Source organism: Glaciecola sp. 1036, from assembly GCF_050306235.1.
Classification (GTDB): Bacteria; Pseudomonadota; Gammaproteobacteria; order Enterobacterales; family Alteromonadaceae; genus Glaciecola.
Window position 1 is genome coordinate 209,713 of sequence record NZ_JBLWFH010000003.1, and the last position, 19,107, is coordinate 228,819.

The 19,107-nt window shown below is 41.3% G+C and carries 17 protein-coding genes; 1 reads left to right on the forward strand and 16 read right to left on the reverse strand.

The window, feature by feature from the left end; translation table 11 throughout:
• Window positions 1-7: 7 nt before the first annotated feature.
• The 13 genes from murC to ACNKW3_RS06000 all read right to left on the reverse strand — a co-directional run bounded on the left by murC (window position 8) and on the right by ACNKW3_RS06000 (window position 14,722).
• Window positions 8-1,468 (reverse strand): UDP-N-acetylmuramate--L-alanine ligase, encoded by a 1,461-nt coding sequence (gene murC, locus ACNKW3_RS05940; RefSeq protein WP_427398358.1) that lies wholly within the window; start codon window positions 1,466-1,468, stop codon window positions 8-10.
• Complete coding sequence (gene murG, locus ACNKW3_RS05945) at window positions 1,465-2,550, reverse strand: undecaprenyldiphospho-muramoylpentapeptide beta-N-acetylglucosaminyltransferase (protein WP_427398359.1); 1,086 nt, start codon at window positions 2,548-2,550, stop codon at window positions 1,465-1,467. Before murG ends, murC begins: the two co-directional genes overlap by 4 nt.
• Entirely contained in the window at window positions 2,543-3,769 is a 1,227-nt protein-coding gene (gene ftsW / locus ACNKW3_RS05950) for a cell division protein FtsW (RefSeq protein WP_427398360.1), read from the reverse strand. Before ftsW ends, murG begins: the two co-directional genes overlap by 8 nt.
• A complete protein-coding gene (gene murD / locus ACNKW3_RS05955; RefSeq protein WP_427398361.1) occupies window positions 3,766-5,124 on the reverse strand; it encodes a UDP-N-acetylmuramoyl-L-alanine--D-glutamate ligase in 1,359 nt (452 codons plus the stop codon). Before murD ends, ftsW begins: the two co-directional genes overlap by 4 nt.
• A gap of 10 nt (window positions 5,125-5,134) precedes the next feature.
• The gene (mraY, locus tag ACNKW3_RS05960) at window positions 5,135-6,217 is read right to left on the reverse strand and encodes a phospho-N-acetylmuramoyl-pentapeptide-transferase (protein WP_427398362.1); all 1,083 of its coding nucleotides are present in this window, start codon (window positions 6,215-6,217) and stop codon (window positions 5,135-5,137) included.
• Window positions 6,211-7,638 carry a UDP-N-acetylmuramoyl-tripeptide--D-alanyl-D-alanine ligase gene (locus tag ACNKW3_RS05965; RefSeq protein ID WP_427398363.1) on the reverse strand — a complete coding sequence of 476 codons (1,428 nt, stop codon included), beginning with the start codon at window positions 7,636-7,638 and terminating at the stop codon, window positions 6,211-6,213. Before ACNKW3_RS05965 ends, mraY begins: the two co-directional genes overlap by 7 nt.
• The gene (locus ACNKW3_RS05970) at window positions 7,635-9,185 is read right to left on the reverse strand and encodes a UDP-N-acetylmuramoyl-L-alanyl-D-glutamate--2,6-diaminopimelate ligase (protein ID WP_427398364.1); all 1,551 of its coding nucleotides are present in this window, start codon (window positions 9,183-9,185) and stop codon (window positions 7,635-7,637) included. The genes ACNKW3_RS05965 and ACNKW3_RS05970 overlap by 4 nt, the downstream gene beginning before the upstream one ends.
• Complete coding sequence (locus ACNKW3_RS05975) at window positions 9,178-10,950, reverse strand: peptidoglycan D,D-transpeptidase FtsI family protein (RefSeq protein WP_427398365.1); 1,773 nt, start codon at window positions 10,948-10,950, stop codon at window positions 9,178-9,180. Before ACNKW3_RS05975 ends, ACNKW3_RS05970 begins: the two co-directional genes overlap by 8 nt.
• Window positions 10,950-11,273, reverse strand: a complete 324-nt coding sequence (gene ftsL, locus ACNKW3_RS05980) for a cell division protein FtsL (RefSeq protein WP_427398366.1) — start codon at window positions 11,271-11,273, stop codon at window positions 10,950-10,952. The genes ACNKW3_RS05975 and ftsL overlap by 1 nt, the downstream gene beginning before the upstream one ends.
• Window positions 11,270-12,208 carry a 16S rRNA (cytosine(1402)-N(4))-methyltransferase RsmH gene (gene rsmH / locus ACNKW3_RS05985; RefSeq protein ID WP_427398367.1) on the reverse strand — a complete coding sequence of 313 codons (939 nt, stop codon included), beginning with the start codon at window positions 12,206-12,208 and terminating at the stop codon, window positions 11,270-11,272. The genes ftsL and rsmH overlap by 4 nt, the downstream gene beginning before the upstream one ends.
• Window positions 12,205-12,663 (reverse strand): division/cell wall cluster transcriptional repressor MraZ, encoded by a 459-nt coding sequence (gene mraZ, locus ACNKW3_RS05990; RefSeq protein ID WP_427398368.1) that lies wholly within the window; start codon window positions 12,661-12,663, stop codon window positions 12,205-12,207. Before mraZ ends, rsmH begins: the two co-directional genes overlap by 4 nt.
• Window positions 12,664-13,091: 428 nt before the next feature.
• Window positions 13,092-13,655 (reverse strand): hypothetical protein, encoded by a 564-nt coding sequence (locus tag ACNKW3_RS05995; protein WP_427398369.1) that lies wholly within the window; start codon window positions 13,653-13,655, stop codon window positions 13,092-13,094.
• Between the two features lie 278 nt (window positions 13,656-13,933).
• Window positions 13,934-14,722, reverse strand: a complete 789-nt coding sequence (locus ACNKW3_RS06000; protein WP_427398370.1) for a SapC family protein — start codon at window positions 14,720-14,722, stop codon at window positions 13,934-13,936.
• Between the two features lie 303 nt (window positions 14,723-15,025).
• Here ACNKW3_RS06000 and ACNKW3_RS06005 point away from each other — a divergent pair, with 303 nt between their 5' ends.
• Entirely contained in the window at window positions 15,026-16,231 is a 1,206-nt protein-coding gene (locus ACNKW3_RS06005) for a dipeptidase (protein WP_427398371.1), read from the forward strand.
• 124 nt (window positions 16,232-16,355) lie between these two features.
• Here ACNKW3_RS06005 and ACNKW3_RS06010 read toward each other — a convergent pair whose 3' ends face one another.
• From ACNKW3_RS06010 to ACNKW3_RS06020, 3 genes are all read right to left on the reverse strand, one after another.
• Window positions 16,356-17,144: a hypothetical protein gene (locus ACNKW3_RS06010; RefSeq protein ID WP_427398372.1), complete on the reverse strand. Its 789-nt coding sequence runs from the start codon at window positions 17,142-17,144 to the stop codon at window positions 16,356-16,358.
• 75 nt (window positions 17,145-17,219) lie between these two features.
• The gene (locus tag ACNKW3_RS06015; RefSeq protein ID WP_427398373.1) at window positions 17,220-18,242 is read right to left on the reverse strand and encodes an alpha/beta hydrolase; all 1,023 of its coding nucleotides are present in this window, start codon (window positions 18,240-18,242) and stop codon (window positions 17,220-17,222) included.
• 106 nt (window positions 18,243-18,348) lie between these two features.
• Window positions 18,349-19,095 carry a glutathione peroxidase gene (locus tag ACNKW3_RS06020; RefSeq protein WP_427398374.1) on the reverse strand — a complete coding sequence of 249 codons (747 nt, stop codon included), beginning with the start codon at window positions 19,093-19,095 and terminating at the stop codon, window positions 18,349-18,351.
• Between the last annotated feature and the right edge of the window lie 12 nt (window positions 19,096-19,107).

A 19,107-nucleotide genomic window follows, 5' to 3' on the forward strand; every position in this document is an offset into this window, starting at 1 on the left:
TCCTAGGTTACTCCTGTTGTTCGCTTAATTTGGCAAAATCACAATGCATATTCTGCATTTGCTGAGCTAAAGCACCAATGTCTCCGGCTCCTTGCATCATTACAATATCATCCGCTTGTAAAATGTTCGGCAGTACCTGATAAAGGTCTTTTTTGTTCGCAACATAAATTGGATCTAATTTCCCGCGCTGTCGAATCGAACGGCAAAGGTTGGTACTATCAATCCCGTCAATTGGAGATTCACTGGCCGCGTAAATGTCCAGTAACAATAAACAATCTACTTCAGACAAGGTCGCCACGAAGGCTTCGTAAAGATCCCTTGTTCGAGTGTATCTATGAGGCTGATATACCATGACAATGCGGCTATTTGGCCAATTTTGTCGTGCTGCTTTAATGGTCATTAAAACTTCTGTTGGATGATGACCATAATCATCCACTAAACTAAATTCACCCGTCTTATTTTGTAGAAGATATTTTCCGAGTAATTGAAACCTGCGCCCTATTCCGCCGAAAGTGGCCAGTGCGGTTTGAATGTCAGTATCACTAATGCCTTCGTCCGTGGCTATGGCCACTGCGGCAGTTGCGTTCAATACATTGTGGATACCAGATAAATTCAAGTGTATGGACAAACTGGGCTTGTTTGGGCGTTTTATTCTAAAATCACAACGATTTAGCCCAAAAACAATGTCCTCAGCCACATAATCATTGTGTTGCTCAATGCCATAAGTAATATATTTGCGTTCTAAATTTGGAATTAAACGCTGTATAACTTCATCGTCACCATAAAGTACAGCTAACCCGTAAAAAGGAAGATTGTGCAAAAATTCCAGATAAGCAGTTTGCATCTTATTAAAATCACCATCATAGGCCTCTAAGTGATCGGCCTCTATATTGGTGACGACAGATACTGTAGGTTGTAAATGTAAAAATGATGCATCGCTTTCATCAGCTTCGGCGATTAAATATTTGCTAGCACCTAGCTTGGCATTAGTACCCGCGCTGTTTAACAGACCACCTATCACAAAGGTTGGGTCTAAGTTTGCTTGAGAAAAAATGGTCGCTAGCAAACTCGTAGTGGTGGTTTTACCATGGGTACCTGCGACCGCAATGCCGTAACGAAAACGCATCAATTCCGCTAACATCTGCGCGCGACGAATTATTGGGATGCGCTGAGCTGTTGCTTCCTGAATTTCAGGATTAGCATAATTAATAGCAGAGGACACAACGACCAAATCCGTACCACTAATATTATGGCCCTGGTGACCAATAAAAATAGTCGCGCCTAAACTGGCTAATCGATTTGTCATTGCACCGCTTGCAATGTCAGACCCGGTAACCTTGTAACCTAAATTAAGCATCACTTCTGCAATACCGCCCATGCCGGCACCGCCAATACCAACGAAATGAATGGTATCTACACTGCGCATTTTATGATCTCTCACATGCAAAGGAATTTGTTGCTCAGTCATCGCTGACCTCCCTGCGCTGCTTGCTCACAAAAATCAGCAACCTGTTTGGCGGCATCTCTTTTATTCAGGGCTTTTGCTTTTAAAGACATTTCGTGTCTCAGTTCAGCTGAATCACATAAGGCCAATAGCTTATCGTACATGGCACTGCTGATATCAGATTGTAAAACTAAAAATGCGGCGTTATTGTCTACTAAACTATTTGCGTTATGCCGTTGATGATCGTCAACGGCAATAGGCAGAGGTACAAAAATCGCAGGTCTACCTGTAGCGGCCACTTCGGCAACTGTTAAGGCCCCGGCTCTACAAATGACAATGTCAGCCCATTCTAAGGCTTTTTCAGGTTCGGAAATAAACTCCATAGGTTCTACATTTAATTGATCTGAATACAGGTCTTTAATGTCGTCTAATTTACCTTTTCCGGTCTGATGTTTTACCTTCAAAATATGGTGTTCAGCTAGTCGATTGATGATCTTCGGTAGTTGTTCATTCAGCGCTCTTGCCCCTAAGCTGCCACCCGTAATTAATATATGAATTGGGCCTTGGTTTTCTGCGCTTTTACATTCCACATTGAAAAATGCATTGCGCACAGGATTACCAACCCAATGAGTATTGGTTGGCGCTTTACTTATTTGAGGATGCTGACTGACATCAAAACCTGTTAACACAAATTGGCTGATTTTTGCCAAAATACGGTTAGTTAATCCAAAAATGGCATTTTGTTCGTGCACAATTAATGGAATACCTAAGGTTTTTGCGGCCAAGCCACCAGGACCACTGGCATAGCCTCCCATACCTAACACCACGTCAGGTTGTAGGCGCTTGAGTATTTTTCTTGCCTTGGAAACTGCTGACAATAAATGAAAAGGCGCAAGCAATTTTGTTAGAACCCCTTTACCTCTAACACCTGCTATATCCAGAAAATGAATTGGTATGCCTTGTTGAGGAATGACCTGAGCTTCCATTTTTTCTTTAGTACCAAACCAATCAATATGCCAACCACGATTTTGTAACTCATGGGCAACTGCTAATCCGGGAAAGACATGACCGCCAGTTCCACCCGCCATTATGACTATTTTAGGCATCTTCCACCTCTTCTGGTGGCGTCGATTGTTTAATTGATTTGCGACGTTTCTTTGGAATCGCGTGGACACCTTCGACGCGCAACTCAAAGTCGATTCTTAATAATATGGCCACCGCCACACTCATAATGATGAGTGAAGAGCCGCCATAACTGACTAAAGGTAATGTCAACCCTTTAGTTGGTAAAATGCCAGATGCGGCGCCTAAATTGACCGCGGTTTGAAAACTAAACCAAATACCAATACTGTAAGCTAAAAAGCCATCAAAGTGTCGGTCATTGGTGAGCGCTTTATTACCTATGCGAAGGGCGATGATTACCATCCCCAAAATTAGCATGAGTACCGTAAGGATGCCTGCAAAGCCTAATTCTTCGGCTAATATTGCCATAATAAAATCGGTATGAGCTTCAGGTAAAAAATTTAATTTTTGCACTGAATTACCAAGCCCTTGACCAAACCAAGAACCTCGACCAAATGCCATTAACGATTGGGTTAACTGGTAGCCGCTGCCAAAAGGATCCGCCCAAGGATCTAAAAAGGCCGTAATTCGTCGCATTCTATAATCAGAATACACAATCAAGGACACCACTACTGCAACACCGGTAAAACCTAAGGCAAAAAACTGCCACAACCTAGCGCCAGCAAGAAATAATAAGGCCAAAGTGGTAGCAAACATAACAATTACTGTGCCTAGATCAGGCTGGAGCAAGAGCAAAAACGCGAGCACAAAAAACACGATTAATGGTTTTATAAAGCCTTTTAAGTTTTCCGTGACTTGCTCATAACGACGCACTAAGTAACCAGCTAAATAACAAAAGAAAAACAACTTTGCGGGCTCGGCCGCTTGAACCGTAATGGGTCCTAAGGCTAACCAACGTTTACTACCGTTAACTTCTCGACCAATCAATAACACAGAAACTAAAAGTAAAACCGCTAACAAGAGCAAATAAGGATTACCTACACGCCAAAATTGCATAGGTAGATTCAGAGTAATCATTGCAGCAATAAGGGCTAAACAAATATAAGCACCATGTCTAAAGGCAAAATAAAATGGCTGGTCGTGAATGCGCACGCCCTCGGGAATGGATGCAGAAGTCACAATAACAAAGCCTAATGTCAGCAAAGCAACTGATATGAGTACTAACATCAGATTGTATGGCTGAGTACTCGTTTGATCATGTTTTGCGGCAAATATCTGCGCTAAGTTTGCGGTACTACTCACCTTGCGCTCCTTTGCTTAATCGACTGGGTAAAACACTCACCTCTATGTTGATAGTTTTCAAACATATCAATACTGGAGCAAGCTGGAGACAGTAAAATGCAAACATCGCTAGGACTTCCAGCCGCTTCTCGAATGGCTGCTTCCACTGCGTCATCTAACTGATCGAATAATTTTGCGTTTGGAAGAAGTGCTAGGAATTTATCAGCGTCCTGACCTATGCATAATAAAGAATCGACTTTTGTTTCTATGGCTTTTGCCAGTTCAGTTAAATCGCTTCCTTTTGAATCACCACCAGCGATCAAAATTAAATGCTCATCATCACCTATGGTTTCTAGCGCAGCCAAGGTGGCACCAGGATTCGTCGCTTTAGAATCGTTAATACAACGCACAGTTTTATTCGATTGATTTTGATAGGTTTTTACTAATTCAAATCTGTGAGGCAAGCCTTTGTACAATAACAATGCGTCCGCAAAGGCGGTGCGCTCTTCTTCATCTAAAAAAGCAAAGCCACAAAGCAAGACTACTTGTAAGTTTAATCTGCCGTGGTCACTAATAGCATTTAATTGATATGCATTAAAAATTAGCTTTCCACCAACGCTGATGCCCTCTTCATCTTGAAAAGAATCAAGCTCGGAGGAAACTTCTGAACGTCCGAAGGAGGCGTATACTACGCTCTTGTTTACAGGAATTGTTAAAGGATCATCTCGATTGACAATAATTTTATCTGCATTGTTATAAATACGTTGTTTTACCTCTGCATAAGCTTCTAAATTACCGTGGCGATCAATATGGTCTTCGGTAATATTTAAAATACTGGCGATTTGTAAATGCAATGAATACGTAAGTTCAAGCTGAAAACTCGATAATTCCAGCAGAATAATATCGTATTGTCCGTCAAGCAATTTAACCGCAGATACGCCAAAGTTACCGCCTATTCCTACTTTAATGCCTAAACTGCTTAATCCTTGATACAGCATATCGATCACCGAACTTTTGCCATTCGACCCTGTGATACCAATAACAGGGCTCTGGTTGTGACGAGCAAACAGCTCTATATCACTTATCAGTTCTATGTCTAATGCCATCGCCTTTTTCAACGCGGGATGGTTTGTATCCACGCCTGGGCTGACGACTACCGTATGGAACTCATCAAATTCAGACGTAGTATTGAATTCTTGTAATTGGACTTCTTTTAATACCGAATATTCACTGACTTTCAGTTGCACTTGATAGATATCAGTGACAAACAGACAAACCTTGGCTTTAGCTTTGGTGAAAAAGTCTATGCATGCTTTGCCAGTGATACCGAATCCGATAACAGCGACTTTTTTATCAGCATAGTCTTGAATGCTCACCTGCTCTCTCCTATCTTAACTTTAAGGTAGCTAAACCAATTAGCACTAAAATCAGTGAAATAATCCAAAAACGCACTATGACTCTTGGTTCTGGCCAGCCTTTGAGTTCGTAATGGTGATGAATAGGTGCCATGCGGAAAATACGTTTACCGCGTAACTTAAAACTCCCTACTTGAAGAATAACCGAGAGGGTTTCAGCCACAAAAATTCCCCCCATGATAATTAACACTATCTCTTGTCGAACAAGCACGGCTAGTACCCCAAGGGTCCCACCTAGCGCTAGGGAACCGACATCGCCCATAAACACTTGGGCTGGATAGGTATTGAACCAGAGAAATCCCAATCCTGCACCCACTATAGCGGTGCACACAATAACAAGTTCGCTGGTAAGTGGGATAAAGGGAATATTCAAATAGGCTGAAAAATTCACATTGCCTGTAACGTAGGAGAATATGGCAAAAGCGCCTGCGACTAAAATTGTGGGCACTATCGCCAGCCCATCCAAACCATCAGTAAGATTTACCGCATTACTGGTACCTACGATGACGAAATAGGTAATGATGATGTAAAGCAAACCTAGCTGTGGAAGTACGTCTTTAAAAAAGGGGACGATTAATGATGTTTCGGCTTCGATATTTGCTGAGCTATATAAGAAAATCGCTACACCTGTGGCAATGATTGACTGCCAGAAATACTTCCATCTGGCAATAAGTCCTTTAGGATCTTTACGAACCACTTTTCGATAGTCGTCTATAAAACCTAAAATACCGAGACTCACCACCACAAACAGGGTAACTAGCACATATCGATTGCTTAAATCAGCCCAAAGCAAACTACTGGTTAATATTGCCGCTAAAATTAAAACACCGCCCATCGTTGGGGTGCCTGATTTTGATAAATGCGACTGAGGGCCATCATTTCTAACCGTTTGCCCAATTTGCATTTGCTGTAGCCAAGTAATCATTCTTGGCCCAATCAAAATAGCAATCATCAAAGCAGTAAGGGTACTTAAAATTGCTCGCATGGTTAGATATGAAAATACGTTGAATGCACTTTCATATTGGGTTAACCATTCAGCTAGCCAAATTAACATTCGTTAGACTCCTGTACATCGCCGTCTTCAGCTTTGTTGTTATAGTTATTCTTTAACGCTTCACAGACTCTTTCCATTCGCGCACTTCTTGAGCCTTTAACCAATATATTGACTGGTAGTTGGTGCGCTTGCGTTGCAGCTGCTATCAGTAACTCCAAATGTTGCATCACATCATCCACAGATTTGCAATGAGTGCCTTGATTTCCCAACATTTTACTCGCATGCTGACTTAGCTCGCCTAATGATATGAGTGCATCAATCTTATTTTGTTTCGCATAATCGCCAATATCTTGATGATATTGCATAGATTGATCACCTAATTCGCCCATATCTCCGAAAACAAAGACTCTAGGACCTGCGTAGGTTGCTAGAAGGTCAATCGCTGCTTTGACAGAAGCCACATTGGCATTGTAAGTGTCGTCCATTAAACGTACATCAGCCCCAAGCTTTACAACCGAAAGTCGTCCTTTTACCGAACGCATTTCGAACAAACCAGCTTGGATTTGAGGTAATTCAGCCCCTACTTGTGTTGTTAATGCCGCCGCCAACACTGCGTTTCCAACGTTGTGTTTACCCGGTACTCGCAATCGAATGGGTATTTTGCCTTGTGGGGTGACCAATTCAAACTCAGCACATCCATCTTCGTTAATACTTACATTGGTAGCGTAGAATTGACCCTTTGCAGACGACGGTGAAAAGGTCAAGGTTTTGCAATGATCTGTTTTGCCCAACCAAAATTCATAGAATTGGCTATCAGTGTTTACTAACGCCACACCGTCACTAGGTATTCCTGAATAAATTTCGCTTTTTGCTCTGGCAACACCAAACAAACTACCAAACCCTTGTAAATGTGAAGGCGCGGCATTGACGATGGTAGCCACATCTGGTTTCACTAAATGGGTGGTGTAATCAATTTCGCCAGAATGATTTGCGCCCATTTCGATAACCGCAAATTCGTGTTCGGATTGTAATCTCAATAAGGTTAATGGCACGCCAATATCGTTGTTAAAGTTGCCTTGAGTAAACAGTGTTTTGCCACATTGGCTTAAAATACTCGCGGTCATTTCTTTAACAGTTGTCTTACCGCTGCTGCCTGTTATGCCGATAGTTTTCGGGTTAACTTTTTGTTTTACTGCTGCACCCAATAATCCCAAGGCTATTTTGGTGTCTTCTACCATTATTGTAGGCAGGGGGCTGTTGACTGGTTTGCTTACAACAAGTGCACTAGCGCCTTTTTCAAGGGCTATGACTAGGTATTCATGGCCGTCAAAATTTTCACCGACCAATGCAAAAAACAAATCACCGGATGACAAGGTACGTGTATCTGTAGATACCTGATTTACTTGCATTTCACTAACGCTATCTGTACTCAAACGTCCTTTTATTTGGGACGCTATCCAGCCTAAAGAACAGCTAATCATACGAACTCCTCCGCTAGCTGACTGACATATAGTCGTTCATCATAAAAATGTTTATTCCCTTGGATTTCGATATAGGTTTCGTGTCCTTTTCCTGCCACCAACACTAAGTCACCTGAGTTTGAATGCTCAAGGGCGTAGCGTATGGCAATTTTTCTATCTTGCTCAATATGCACTTTGTGCTTGTTTTGAATGCCATCAAGGACAGCTTTTATAATATCTTCTGGCGGCTCGAATCTTGGGTTATCGTTGGTCAGCACTATTTTATCCGCTAACTCATCAGCAATTTTTCCCATCAAAGGTCTTTTACTGGTATCGCGATTGCCACCACAACCAAAAATTACCCACAATTGCTTGTCTGCATGTGCTCTAGTAGCGATTAATGCTTCTTGAAGCGCATCTGGGGTATGCGCATAATCCACAACAAAAGCACGATTATCGATGTTGAATGTTTCCATGCGACCATCAACCCCAGATACTTTAGATGCAGTGTTGATTAGGTCTTGTATAGATACACCTTGCAGCTTAAAAGCCGAAATAACAGCTAAGTAATTAGCTAAATTAAATTTTCCATAAAGAGGAATTTGAATTGAGTCTTGGTTATCTTGAGTATTTAGACGAAATTCAATGCCGTTAGGTAAATAACTGACATCAATGGCCACCAAATGTGTTTTTGCATCATAAGTAGAAATCTCGGAGCCTGATGAAATAGCAAAAAACAACTGCTCCACAGAAGCTTGGGCCTGTTTAGACCAGAGTGCAGACTCGTCATCATTGGCATTTAAGACCAAATATTGAATCGAAGAATTGGCTAATATGCCTCGCTTTGCTTGGGCATAGGTTTGCATGTCGCCGTGGTAATCTAAATGATCTTGAGACAAGTTAGTAAAAATCACAGTGGTGATTGGTAGACCCGCTAAGCGCCCCTGCTCAATGCCATGTGATGAAGCTTCAAGGGCAACATGAGTCACATGATTAGAGGCTAGATTGGCTAGTTGTTGATATAAACTTACAATATCTGGTGTTGTATTAATCGTTTCCGCGACTTTAACTACTGACTGCAGTGGTCTATGCAGGTGTATCCCAAGCGTACCTAGAGAAGCACTATGGTTCCCAAGTTGAGCTGCAACCTGAGCATATAGATTGGCAACCGAGGTTTTACCATTAGTGCCAGTCACTGCCACCAGATGCTCTATCTGACTGATAGATGGATAAATAGTGCGTAAAAATTCAGGCAACTTGGATTTCAAACCACAAATGAAGAAAACCAAGGTGTTATCTTGTTGTTCAACTGCGTAATCCTCAGCATCCACCAGCGCTAAAGGCGCTCCTTTTGCAACGACTTGAGGTAAATATTCACGACCATGTACTTGAGTACCTTGCAATCCAATGAAGATAGAGTGCTGATTGATTTTACGACTATCAAGGGTGGCATCTTTAAACACTTTGCCACCCAAAGCTTCTAGGTCAAGATCAGGCACTTGCAACAGTCTTAGTCCAGCCATGACATCTGTTATTGCAATGCCAGGCATTATTAGAGGACTACTCATGATCTTTCCTCATTACCACACTGGCAGCATGAGCTGCATCTGGTGGAATATTGAGCATTTGCAATGTACCTTCGGCAATGGCTGAAAATGTTGGTGCAGCTGTATCACCCGCATGATACAAGTCTCCACCAGGCTCATTGATTAAAACCACTATGGCCAATTGGGGATCTGACACTGGCGCTATGCCTGCGAATATATTGACATATTCTTCGCCATAACCACCGATCACGGCTTTTTGGCTAGTGCCTGTTTTTCCTGCTATGCGATAACCAGGCACACTTGCTTTGTGTCCTGACCCACCTTGTTGGGTAACACTTTCCATCATATTTAGCAAAGCAACAGCATTCTCTTCACTTATGACACGAATTGGCGGTTCTTCAGGTTGATCCACTTTAACAATTGACAGTTGATTCAAAATTCCGCCATTGGCAATAGTGGCATACATTCTGGCCAACTGTGCTGTGGTTACTGCTATGTTGTAACCAAATGAAAGGGTGGCAATTTCGTGTTTTGACCAACGATTTCTTTCATGAAAAATACCACTGGATTCACCTAGCATATTTAACCCGGTATCGCCCATAAGTCCCATGTTATAGTAAGTATCCATCAAAAAATGCCGAGGAACTTCTAAGGCTAGTTTTGACGTACCCATGTTAGAAGAATGCTGAATAATTTCTGTTAGGGAAAGTACGCCAAAATTACGAGGATCGCTAACGCGACTGCCACCTAAATACATCCACCCAGGGGATGTATCCACTGTGTCATCAGGTTTTACTAAACCAAACTCTAAAGCAGCTAATACAGCAAGGGGCTTCATTGAAGAACCAGGCTCAAAAGCATCTGTAATAGCGCGATTACGCACTTTATGACTGGCCACAGTAGAACGGTTATTAGGGTTATATGAAGGTGTATTCGCCATGGCCAACACTTCGCCAGTATGCACATCCACTACAACCACTGACGCTGAGGTCGCTTGATATCGAATAGTAGCCTTTTTAATTTCTCGAAACGCTAGCGCTTGAATGCGCTGATCAATGGTCAACTGAAGATCTTCCGCTTTTTTACCTTCTTGTTGTTCCAATATTTCTATTTGACGACCTGAAGCATCTCTTCGAATGCGACGTTTATCCGGTGTACCCGTTAAGTAATTGTCATATAGTCTTTCTAGACCTTCTAACCCTTTATCATCAACATCGGTAAAGCCTACAATGTGCGCAGAGACCTCTCCTGACGGATAATATCGTTTTGATTCATTACGTAAATATACCCCTGGAATTTTTAGGTTTTTAACATAATCGGCCATCGCCGGGGTAATTTGACGCTGTAAATATATAAAACGTCGGTTAGGATTACTGACTCTGTCTAGCAAATCGTCTAAATCTCGCTCCAATACTTCAGCTAAAGCAATCCATCTGCGCTTGTCGGCCAAACCCTCGTTGTCATGGATAATCTTGGGATCAGCATAAATGGCTTGCGCAGGCACTGAAACCGCTAGTTGCTGGCCATTTCTGTCGACAATTAGACCACGATAATTGACATTATCTCGAGTACGTATTGTGCGATTGTCACCTTGTTCAATTAACACATCAGGTTCAATTACTTGAATATAAGCAGCGCGGGCAATTAAGCATGCAAAGACTAAAAATACTGTGCCCAATACAACGCCAAAACGCCAATGCATGAGCATTGGCGATACTTTAGGTTTGGCTTGCCCACCGTTTTTCTTTTTACGGCGCGGCTTTTGTATGGTTGCGCTAATGGTCATTAATTTTCACTCACAAAGACCTCATCGTCTTTCGAAGGTCGCCGCATGTTCAAACGCTCTCTGACCAACCGCTCTATTCGATTGTGTTCAGTGAGCGCGTTTTGCTCAATTATCAAATGTCGCCATTCCACATCTAAGCTGTCTTTTTCTTCAATCAATTGCTCATGAGTAATCAATAATTCACGATTTTTGTGAGTACTTACCACCACTGCTAAGGCTGTACCTACAACAGCTAAATACATCAATAAGAGAAAAGTGTGCCGACTTAAGTCGGCAGTAATAAGTAAAAGCAAATTAAAGTTCGGTGTGGTTTTCTCACTCATAATTTTTCCGCCACTCTCAATACTGCACTTCGTGCTCTGGGATTTTGTTGAATTTCTTCAGCCGATGCTTTAATCGCGCGACTTAAAGATTTCAGTACTTTGCCCTTATCAGCTTCTTGCTGACTTATAGGCAACCTTGCTGGCAATTTTTGCCCCTGGCTTTTGGCTTTAATAAATCGCTTAACAATTCGGTCTTCTAACGAATGAAAGCTTATGACCACTAATTTCCCGCCGGGTTTCAATATATGACAGGCAGAATCTAAAGCTGTTTCTAACTCGTCTAATTCGCCATTAATAAAAATTCGGACAGCTTGAAAACTCCGTGTGGCTGGATGTTTGAACTTATCTTTTACCGGCACTGCTTGGTCGATAATTTGCACGAACTCTTTGGTAGTAGATAAAGGCTTGCTAGCTCTTCTTTCAACTACTGCTGTGGCTATTCGACGACCAAATTTCTCTTCTCCGAGTACTTTTAAGACATGAGTGATATCGTCTAAACTCGCGGTGTTTAACCATTCAGCGGCGCTTATGCCACTGGATTGATCCATACGCATATCGAGAGGACCATCATGCATAAAACTAAATCCGCGAGTTGCGTCATCTAATTGAGGTGATGACACGCCGATATCCATTAATATACCGTCAACTTGCCCATCAAGCCCCTGTGATTGCATAACCGGCAGCATCTCTGAAAATGCACAATGGTTAATACTGAATCGTTTGTCTTGAGCCAGCGCTTGAGCCGCTTGAATAGCCTCAATATCTCTATCGAAGGCAATTAGACGTCCGTTTTCGGATAATGCGGTTAAAATTCCTCGGCTGTGACCACCCCGGCCAAAGGTAGCATCCACATAGATACCATCGGGTTGAATCGCTAAAGCCTCAATCGTCTCGTCGAATAAAACCGAGCGATGGGCAAAATTTGCCGATGTCATAGCGCAAAATCCTGCAACCGCTCTGAAAGCTCAAAGCCCCCTTGCTGTTGCACTGCGATATCAGCTTCAAGTTGAGCTTGCCAAGTGTCTGCATCCCAAATTTCGAATCTATTTAATTGGCCCACTAGCATGACTGACTTTTTTAAATCAAGGAAAGCACGAAGATTAGGTGCGATTAAGAATCTGCCGCTTTTGTCCATATCGCCATCTGCTGCATTTCCCAACAGTAGGCGTTGTAAGCGACGTTCATCATCGTTCATGGATGAGAAAGTCCGAAGTTTTAATTCAATTTCTTCCCATTCGGGAAGTGGGTAAAGTAGCAAACATTTTTGCGTAATATCTATGGTACAAACCAGCTGTCCCTGGCAATCATCCATCAGGCCTTGTCGATACTTCGTCGGTATCGTTAATCGGCCTTTCGTGTCAAGATTGATTGCGTTAGCGCCGCGGAACATTTCCCCTAGCCTATTTTTGTTGTTAGTAGCTTGTTGTTATTTTTTTCTAAACTGGTTTTCCCCTTTGCAAAAACCCTTTTATGCCACTATTACCCACTTTTTTGCAATTTTTGACCTAAAACCTACTTTTGTCAAGGTTTTATTTCGAGTTTTGCACTCTTATTGTGGTTTCCAGTTCGAAGCTGGAATCTCCGGTTGAGATGAAGTTATTGTAAAAGCTAGTGTTTATTTCGCGTTTTAGCTGCCCTATGGAAGCCTTTGCAAAAACTAGTTTATTCATACAGGGTTTTTGAACGGTGATTAAAAAGCTTCACTATAGTAAAAAATAAAATAAGGAAATCATGCATTGACGATGTACAACCAGTGGGACGGGCTCGCCTGCTTATCAAAATTTTAATTTAAGGATATAATAGCTGACGTTATTAGTTTTACTTTCCTAGCACGTCTTCAATGAAATTTGCTGGAGATGTATAGGTTCTCGGACCTAAATTTCCGTGGGAACCTTCGCTTGACCAAGTTCCAACAACGCCTTTAAAGTGGTCATCATCGCCAAAACTCATGGTTTTTTCATAAGTGTAATAACTAAAGCTATTGTTGGTTCTCTGAATTATCACGAAAAAGCAATTGGTTAGCCCCCTCGGTTCAGGGAAGGTAATTAATACAGCGTCTTTTGTTGGAATTTGTAATACATCTAGATTTTCTGCAAAGTCTTTAGACACAATATCAGTTGCAGCTTGTTTAAGTTTGCTAAACTCTCCTCTTATCAAGTCTTCAAAAAATAGTCCCTCAGTAGTAAAGGTCCATTCAGGTAAAATTCGATGCTGAAAAAAGTATACTCTTTCAGACTCTGGAACATTGTCAACTGCGCTCTCAGGGGTTTGACTAGTAAGGTTTTGAGACACGTTGTTATCTTGAGCTGGCGAACTCGAATCATTTTCAGTAGAAGAACAAGCAACTAAAGCAATTGCTAAAATCAAAATATATAGTTTCATGTTCTTCCTTTTACACGAGCGACTCGCCGATAAGTCAAATTATTCCTGATTAAATATTCTTGCTTGGTAAAATCAAGCCGTTTAACTCTTAAGCTCTTTTACAATAACAAACCAGTAGAAAAACGCCTAGCACATAATGATAGGTTGTTTTTATAAAATTGGTTTCTGGTATATTTGTTTTGGATAGGATTACTGGCTAATATTTATGAGGCCATACAAGGTAGATAATAAAAAAGCCACTTTACTTAAAGTGGCTTTATACGTTTGTAAAGCTTCAATTAAGCTTGAGGCGCAGCGGCTTGAGATTGCGCTAATTCTTGTTCTCTCGCGGCTTGAGCTGCAGTCACTACTTGAATCGCTTGAATTGGATTTTCAGTTTTGTTTGATAACTCAACTAAACGGTTCAATTGACCAAGAGACAACATAAGAGAATAACATGCACCTAAGAAACCAGCTTTGTGCATCGCTAGTACCTTGTCATCTTCCATTTCAAGTAGCTTTTTCTCATTTACAGACAAGATGCCTGTCACATTACGAGTTTGACCTGAAACATAACGAATGCGGATTTGTAGTTCTTCAAGCAAATCATTGTCTTGCAACTGCTTTATAAAACGTTGGTTTTGTACTTCGCTGTTAGCTAGATCAGCAAGAAATTGCTGACGATTTTTCAATAATTCACTTGGCTCACCGCTTTCAGTAAATAAAGGCTCACCTTCATCGCCGAAAAGCTCAGAACTTTCGTCGATAAATACACCTAATTTGTCACCGTCAGGGCGAATGTCGAATGGGTATCGTTGGATGTTAAGAGGGATGTTAGCACCCTGCCAACGATCTTCACTCCAAAATAAATTCTTACCTTGTTCTAACCCTAACATAGCAACTGAATGGATGTTATTGGTCGTAGGATCTTGAATTAATACAATTGGCATAGTGTTGGACAACTGCGCGTATTCGCGAATTGTCGCAGCCGCTAAATGGGTTTCTTTTGCAAACGAAAAGTCCGTTTTAGGGATAATTTTTAGTGCACCATGCTTTGCTTTATCAAGCGGAATATAGTTAATTGCCATTATTACTTCTCTGATTATATTTTTATGGTTGGACGGAGACTTATGCGTAATAAATTTTTCCGCCCTCGAGAACAACCTTGTTGTTCGCATCTTGTCCTTCACAGGGTTCGCTATTATGGTACAAAGTGACTCTGATGTCACCCTTTGAACGACAATAGAATAACTCTATGACTAGTCAATCTCTAGCCTGTGCAGTATAGTAGAATTAACTACTTAAAATTATTAGAAGTTTCTTCAGAAACCAAAATTTATAAATAAGCGTTTAATAACAGTAAATAATAACCACCTAACGAAACGAGCCCCATGAATACAAACAAAAAGTTAATTTTACCATTTGCACTTGCTTGCATTGCAACCACTGCCTGTACTTCCACTTCTTCTGAATCTATGAGTGAAAAAGCGCAACGCATAGCCCATGAAAATATTATTGTTGACGGCCACATAGATGTACCCTATCGCGTGAATAATCAGTGGGTTGACGTGACAGTAGCAACAGAAGACGGTGATTTTGACTATCCAAGAGCAGTTGCTGGCGGCTTAGATGCGCCATTCATGTCAATTTACGTACCAGCTCGATTAGACAATAGTGCACAATCGACTTACTTGGCAGACGATTTGATAGATATTGTTGAAGCAATCGTAGGAAGAGCGCCTGATAAATTTGCGCTTGCTTATAGCACTGCAGATGTAGAACGAAACTTTAAAAAGGGCCTTATTTCATTGCCTATGGGGATGGAAAATGGTTCCCCAGTGCAAGGCAGCATGGAAACCCTTAAACATTTTTATGACAGAGGCATTCGTTATATAACCCTAGCGCATTCGCAAAGTAATCATATTAGTGATTCCAGCTATGATCTTAGACGCCAATGGAAGGGGTTAAGTCCTTTTGGAAAAGAGCTAGTAGCTGAGATGAACAAATTAGGCATCATGGTTGATATTTCTCATGTATCAGATGCAGCCTTTTATCAAGCCATCGAGATATCAAAAGCGCCTGTTATTGCCTCTCATTCTTCATTACGTCGATTTACGCCGGGCTTTGAGCGCAACATGAACGATGACATGGTCAAGAAACTGGCTGAAAATGGCGGCGTTATCATGATTAACTTCGGTTCAGGTTTTGTAAGTCCTATGGCGAGAAGTTGGCGAGATCGTATGACCGAAGAACGCACCGCCTTGGTTGATACCTTTGGATCTGATAGCCAAGAAGTAAAAGACTTTGATGAAAACTTTAAAACACAAAATCCTTATCCATTTGCTGATTTAAACATTGTCCTAGACCATATCGATCATGTGGTTGAACTCGTAGGTATTGAGCATGTTGGCATAGGTTCAGACTATGACGGTGTTGGTGATTCGCTACCCGAAGGATTAAAAGATGTTTCAACTTTTCCAAACCTAGTCGAAGGTTTGCTGGAAAGAGGCTATAGCGAAGATGATATTAAGCTGATCCTAAATGAAAATCTTATGCGGGTTTGGAAAGAAGTAGAAAAGATTGCTGCGGCGTCTTAGTATTATTAGACACCCTGACGAAAGTCAGGGTGCAGATTCTACGCTGAGCACGCAATGACGGTAGATTTTTGTCATCCTGACGAAAGTCAGGATCTAAATTCCCGCGCAGTCTAACAAAGATATGCTAAGACTTATCTTTCAAAAAACCAGACAATTTATCCTTGGCTTTATCCAATAATTTCTCTTTCTCTTCGTCTACTTTTTCTTGAATTTTATCTTTAGCAGCATTTTTTAAACGATCTTTGGCTTCTTGCTTTGCTTTTGCAATCGCATTGTCTAACATCGCTTTGGCTACTGCAGCCCCAACCTGGTCTGCTGGTAGTCCATTTGGTTCGCCAACTGCGCCAGCACTAAAGGTAGGCAAGGTAACTTCATAAACCTTTTTCTCAATTTCATATTCACCCGTAGGTACAGCTTCAAAATTAAGCGTTAACTTGGCATTACTAATAATTACTTCTTCTACAATGACCAAAGGATTAATTTTCGACTCACTTGGTGGTGGCGTATCGCCTGAAGCAGTTAAGTTAGCGGCTAGGTTATCTTTCAACACAATCAAATTTCCTTTACCTGCAGCATCCAATTCATACAAAATCTCGGGAGCGTTAACGGTTAGAGATTGTACTCTGTAAGGTTCACTGGTGACATTGCCAATATCTAGGGTGATCGCTTCTAAACTAAAGGCATCTTCGTCAGAAAAACCTTGAGGGTTTTCTACGTCAATGTCGTTAATGGTTAGACGCCCCTCAGACAAGGCTAGATCAACATTAAATACACTGACTTGGGTGCCTAAAAATTTGCTTCCCTGTTGCTCGATTTGGGTCTTAATAATATCCCCAGCGTTAGACAGGGCATACCAAACACCGCCGGCAACCACAGCAATTATTACTAATAAAATGATAAGAACTTTTTTCATTGGCGACTCCTATTCGCGCTTGTTTTATATTTTAATTTTACATCTCAGTGGCGCATCAAGATCAAACTATCTCGCCTACCCTTGTTCATGCTGCTGCATAAAATAACCCAAGGTTTTTAACATGTTGTCATGTTGCGGGTTTGCTTTAGGCACAGCACAACGTTCATTTTCATTGACTTCAGACTTATTAAACTGCAACTGCACTATCTGCACCTGATTCATAACCACATCCGCATGACAGACATCATAGCTTTCATCAACTTTGAAAAACGTATGATTGCCATCAACTTTTTCAATCAGTGATTCAATACCGCTGACCATAGTGACGTTATCAGCCATTGAATGGGCAGCAAATATTGGCTTTTCTATAGTTTTATCTTTTAAAAACTCACGAATGTCTCGAATTACATCCATTAGTATTAGTCCGGAATAACTAGCGACACTAGGATATTTATATGGATGAGGACCTTGGGTTTCATAGTCACCATCAAGTAATTTGGCGAGTAATTTAATCCCCCAAATCTTACTCATAGTTTCTGCACCACCCGTCAGCTCTAACGCCGCTGAAAACAATAAAATCCCTTTAACTTTGTCCGGATTATGTAAGCTATACCAGGTCGCAAATGCGCCACCTGTTGAAAAGCCGCCAATAAATACAGGTTGCGGCTGCTGTTCGACTATCCCCATAACCTGATTTACGTGTGCATACCAACGACTTTTTAATTGGCTATCTTCCATGTCAGCATCTGCTTCTAACTTGCCATGACCTGGGGTCAAGGGTACAACCACAGTATAACCTTCGCGATAAAGATATTCGGCAATAGAACGCATAAAGAAGGGTGAATCACTTAAACCGTGAAACAGTACCACTACCCCTTTAGATGTATCTGACTGAAAGACATAAGGGGCATTGCCTTCACTCTTTAGCACATCAGAACACACTTTATATTCATAAGAAAGTTGCTGTTCGCAAACGCGTGTTGACCCCAATTCTTGTTGATAAATCGCGGCAAACTCATCTAACTGACTTGATGAAAGATTAGCCTGCGCATAAGGAATGACCAAACAGGATAAAAACAGAATTAAGACCGATTTCAAACAAAAGCTCCATTTGCAGACACAACAATAAGAATAGACATAAAAAAGCAAAAGTTGTTCAAATGATACAACTTTTGCTTCGATATATTTTAAAAAAAATTAGAGACTAAGCTGACAACCAAGCTTCTAGGTCGTCACTTCCACCAATGTGTTTTCCGCCGATGAAAACTTGAGGAACAGTTTCTCTACCTGACACAGCTTTTAAGGACGCTAGAGTTGCATCTCTACCAAGCTGAATTTCTTCGAATTCATAGCCATTTGCAGTTAATAACTCTTTGGCTTTTTTGCAGTACGGGCAGCCTATTTTTGTAAACAAAGCGACTTCTTCTGGGGCTTTAACGCTAGGATCTAAATAAGCAAGCATAGTGTCTGCATCCGACACTTCAAATGGGTCACCTGGCTTATTTGGTTCTATGAACATTTTTTCTACAACGCCGTCATTCACTAACATGGAATAGCGCCAACTTCTTTCACCAAAACCTAAATCTTGTTTTCCAACTAACATTCCCATACCACGAGTAAAATCGCCGTTACCATCGGGTATCATAGTGATGTTTTCAGATTCTTGATCCGCTAACCAAGCGTTCATTACAAAAGTATCGTTAACCGATACACAGCAAATTTCGTCTATGCCTAGTTTTTTAAATACGCCAGCCAATTGATTATATCTGGGTAAGTGCGTTGAAGAGCAAGTTGGCGTGAAGGCGCCAGGAAGCGAAAATACGATGACTTTTCTTCCGTTAAAAATATCACTACTGTTTTTAGTTTCCCAATTTTCGCCCACTCTACAAGGCCAAGATACTTCAGGAACACGTTGCCCTTCACGGGATTCAAGTTTATTTAGGTCTGACATTTTATATTCCTT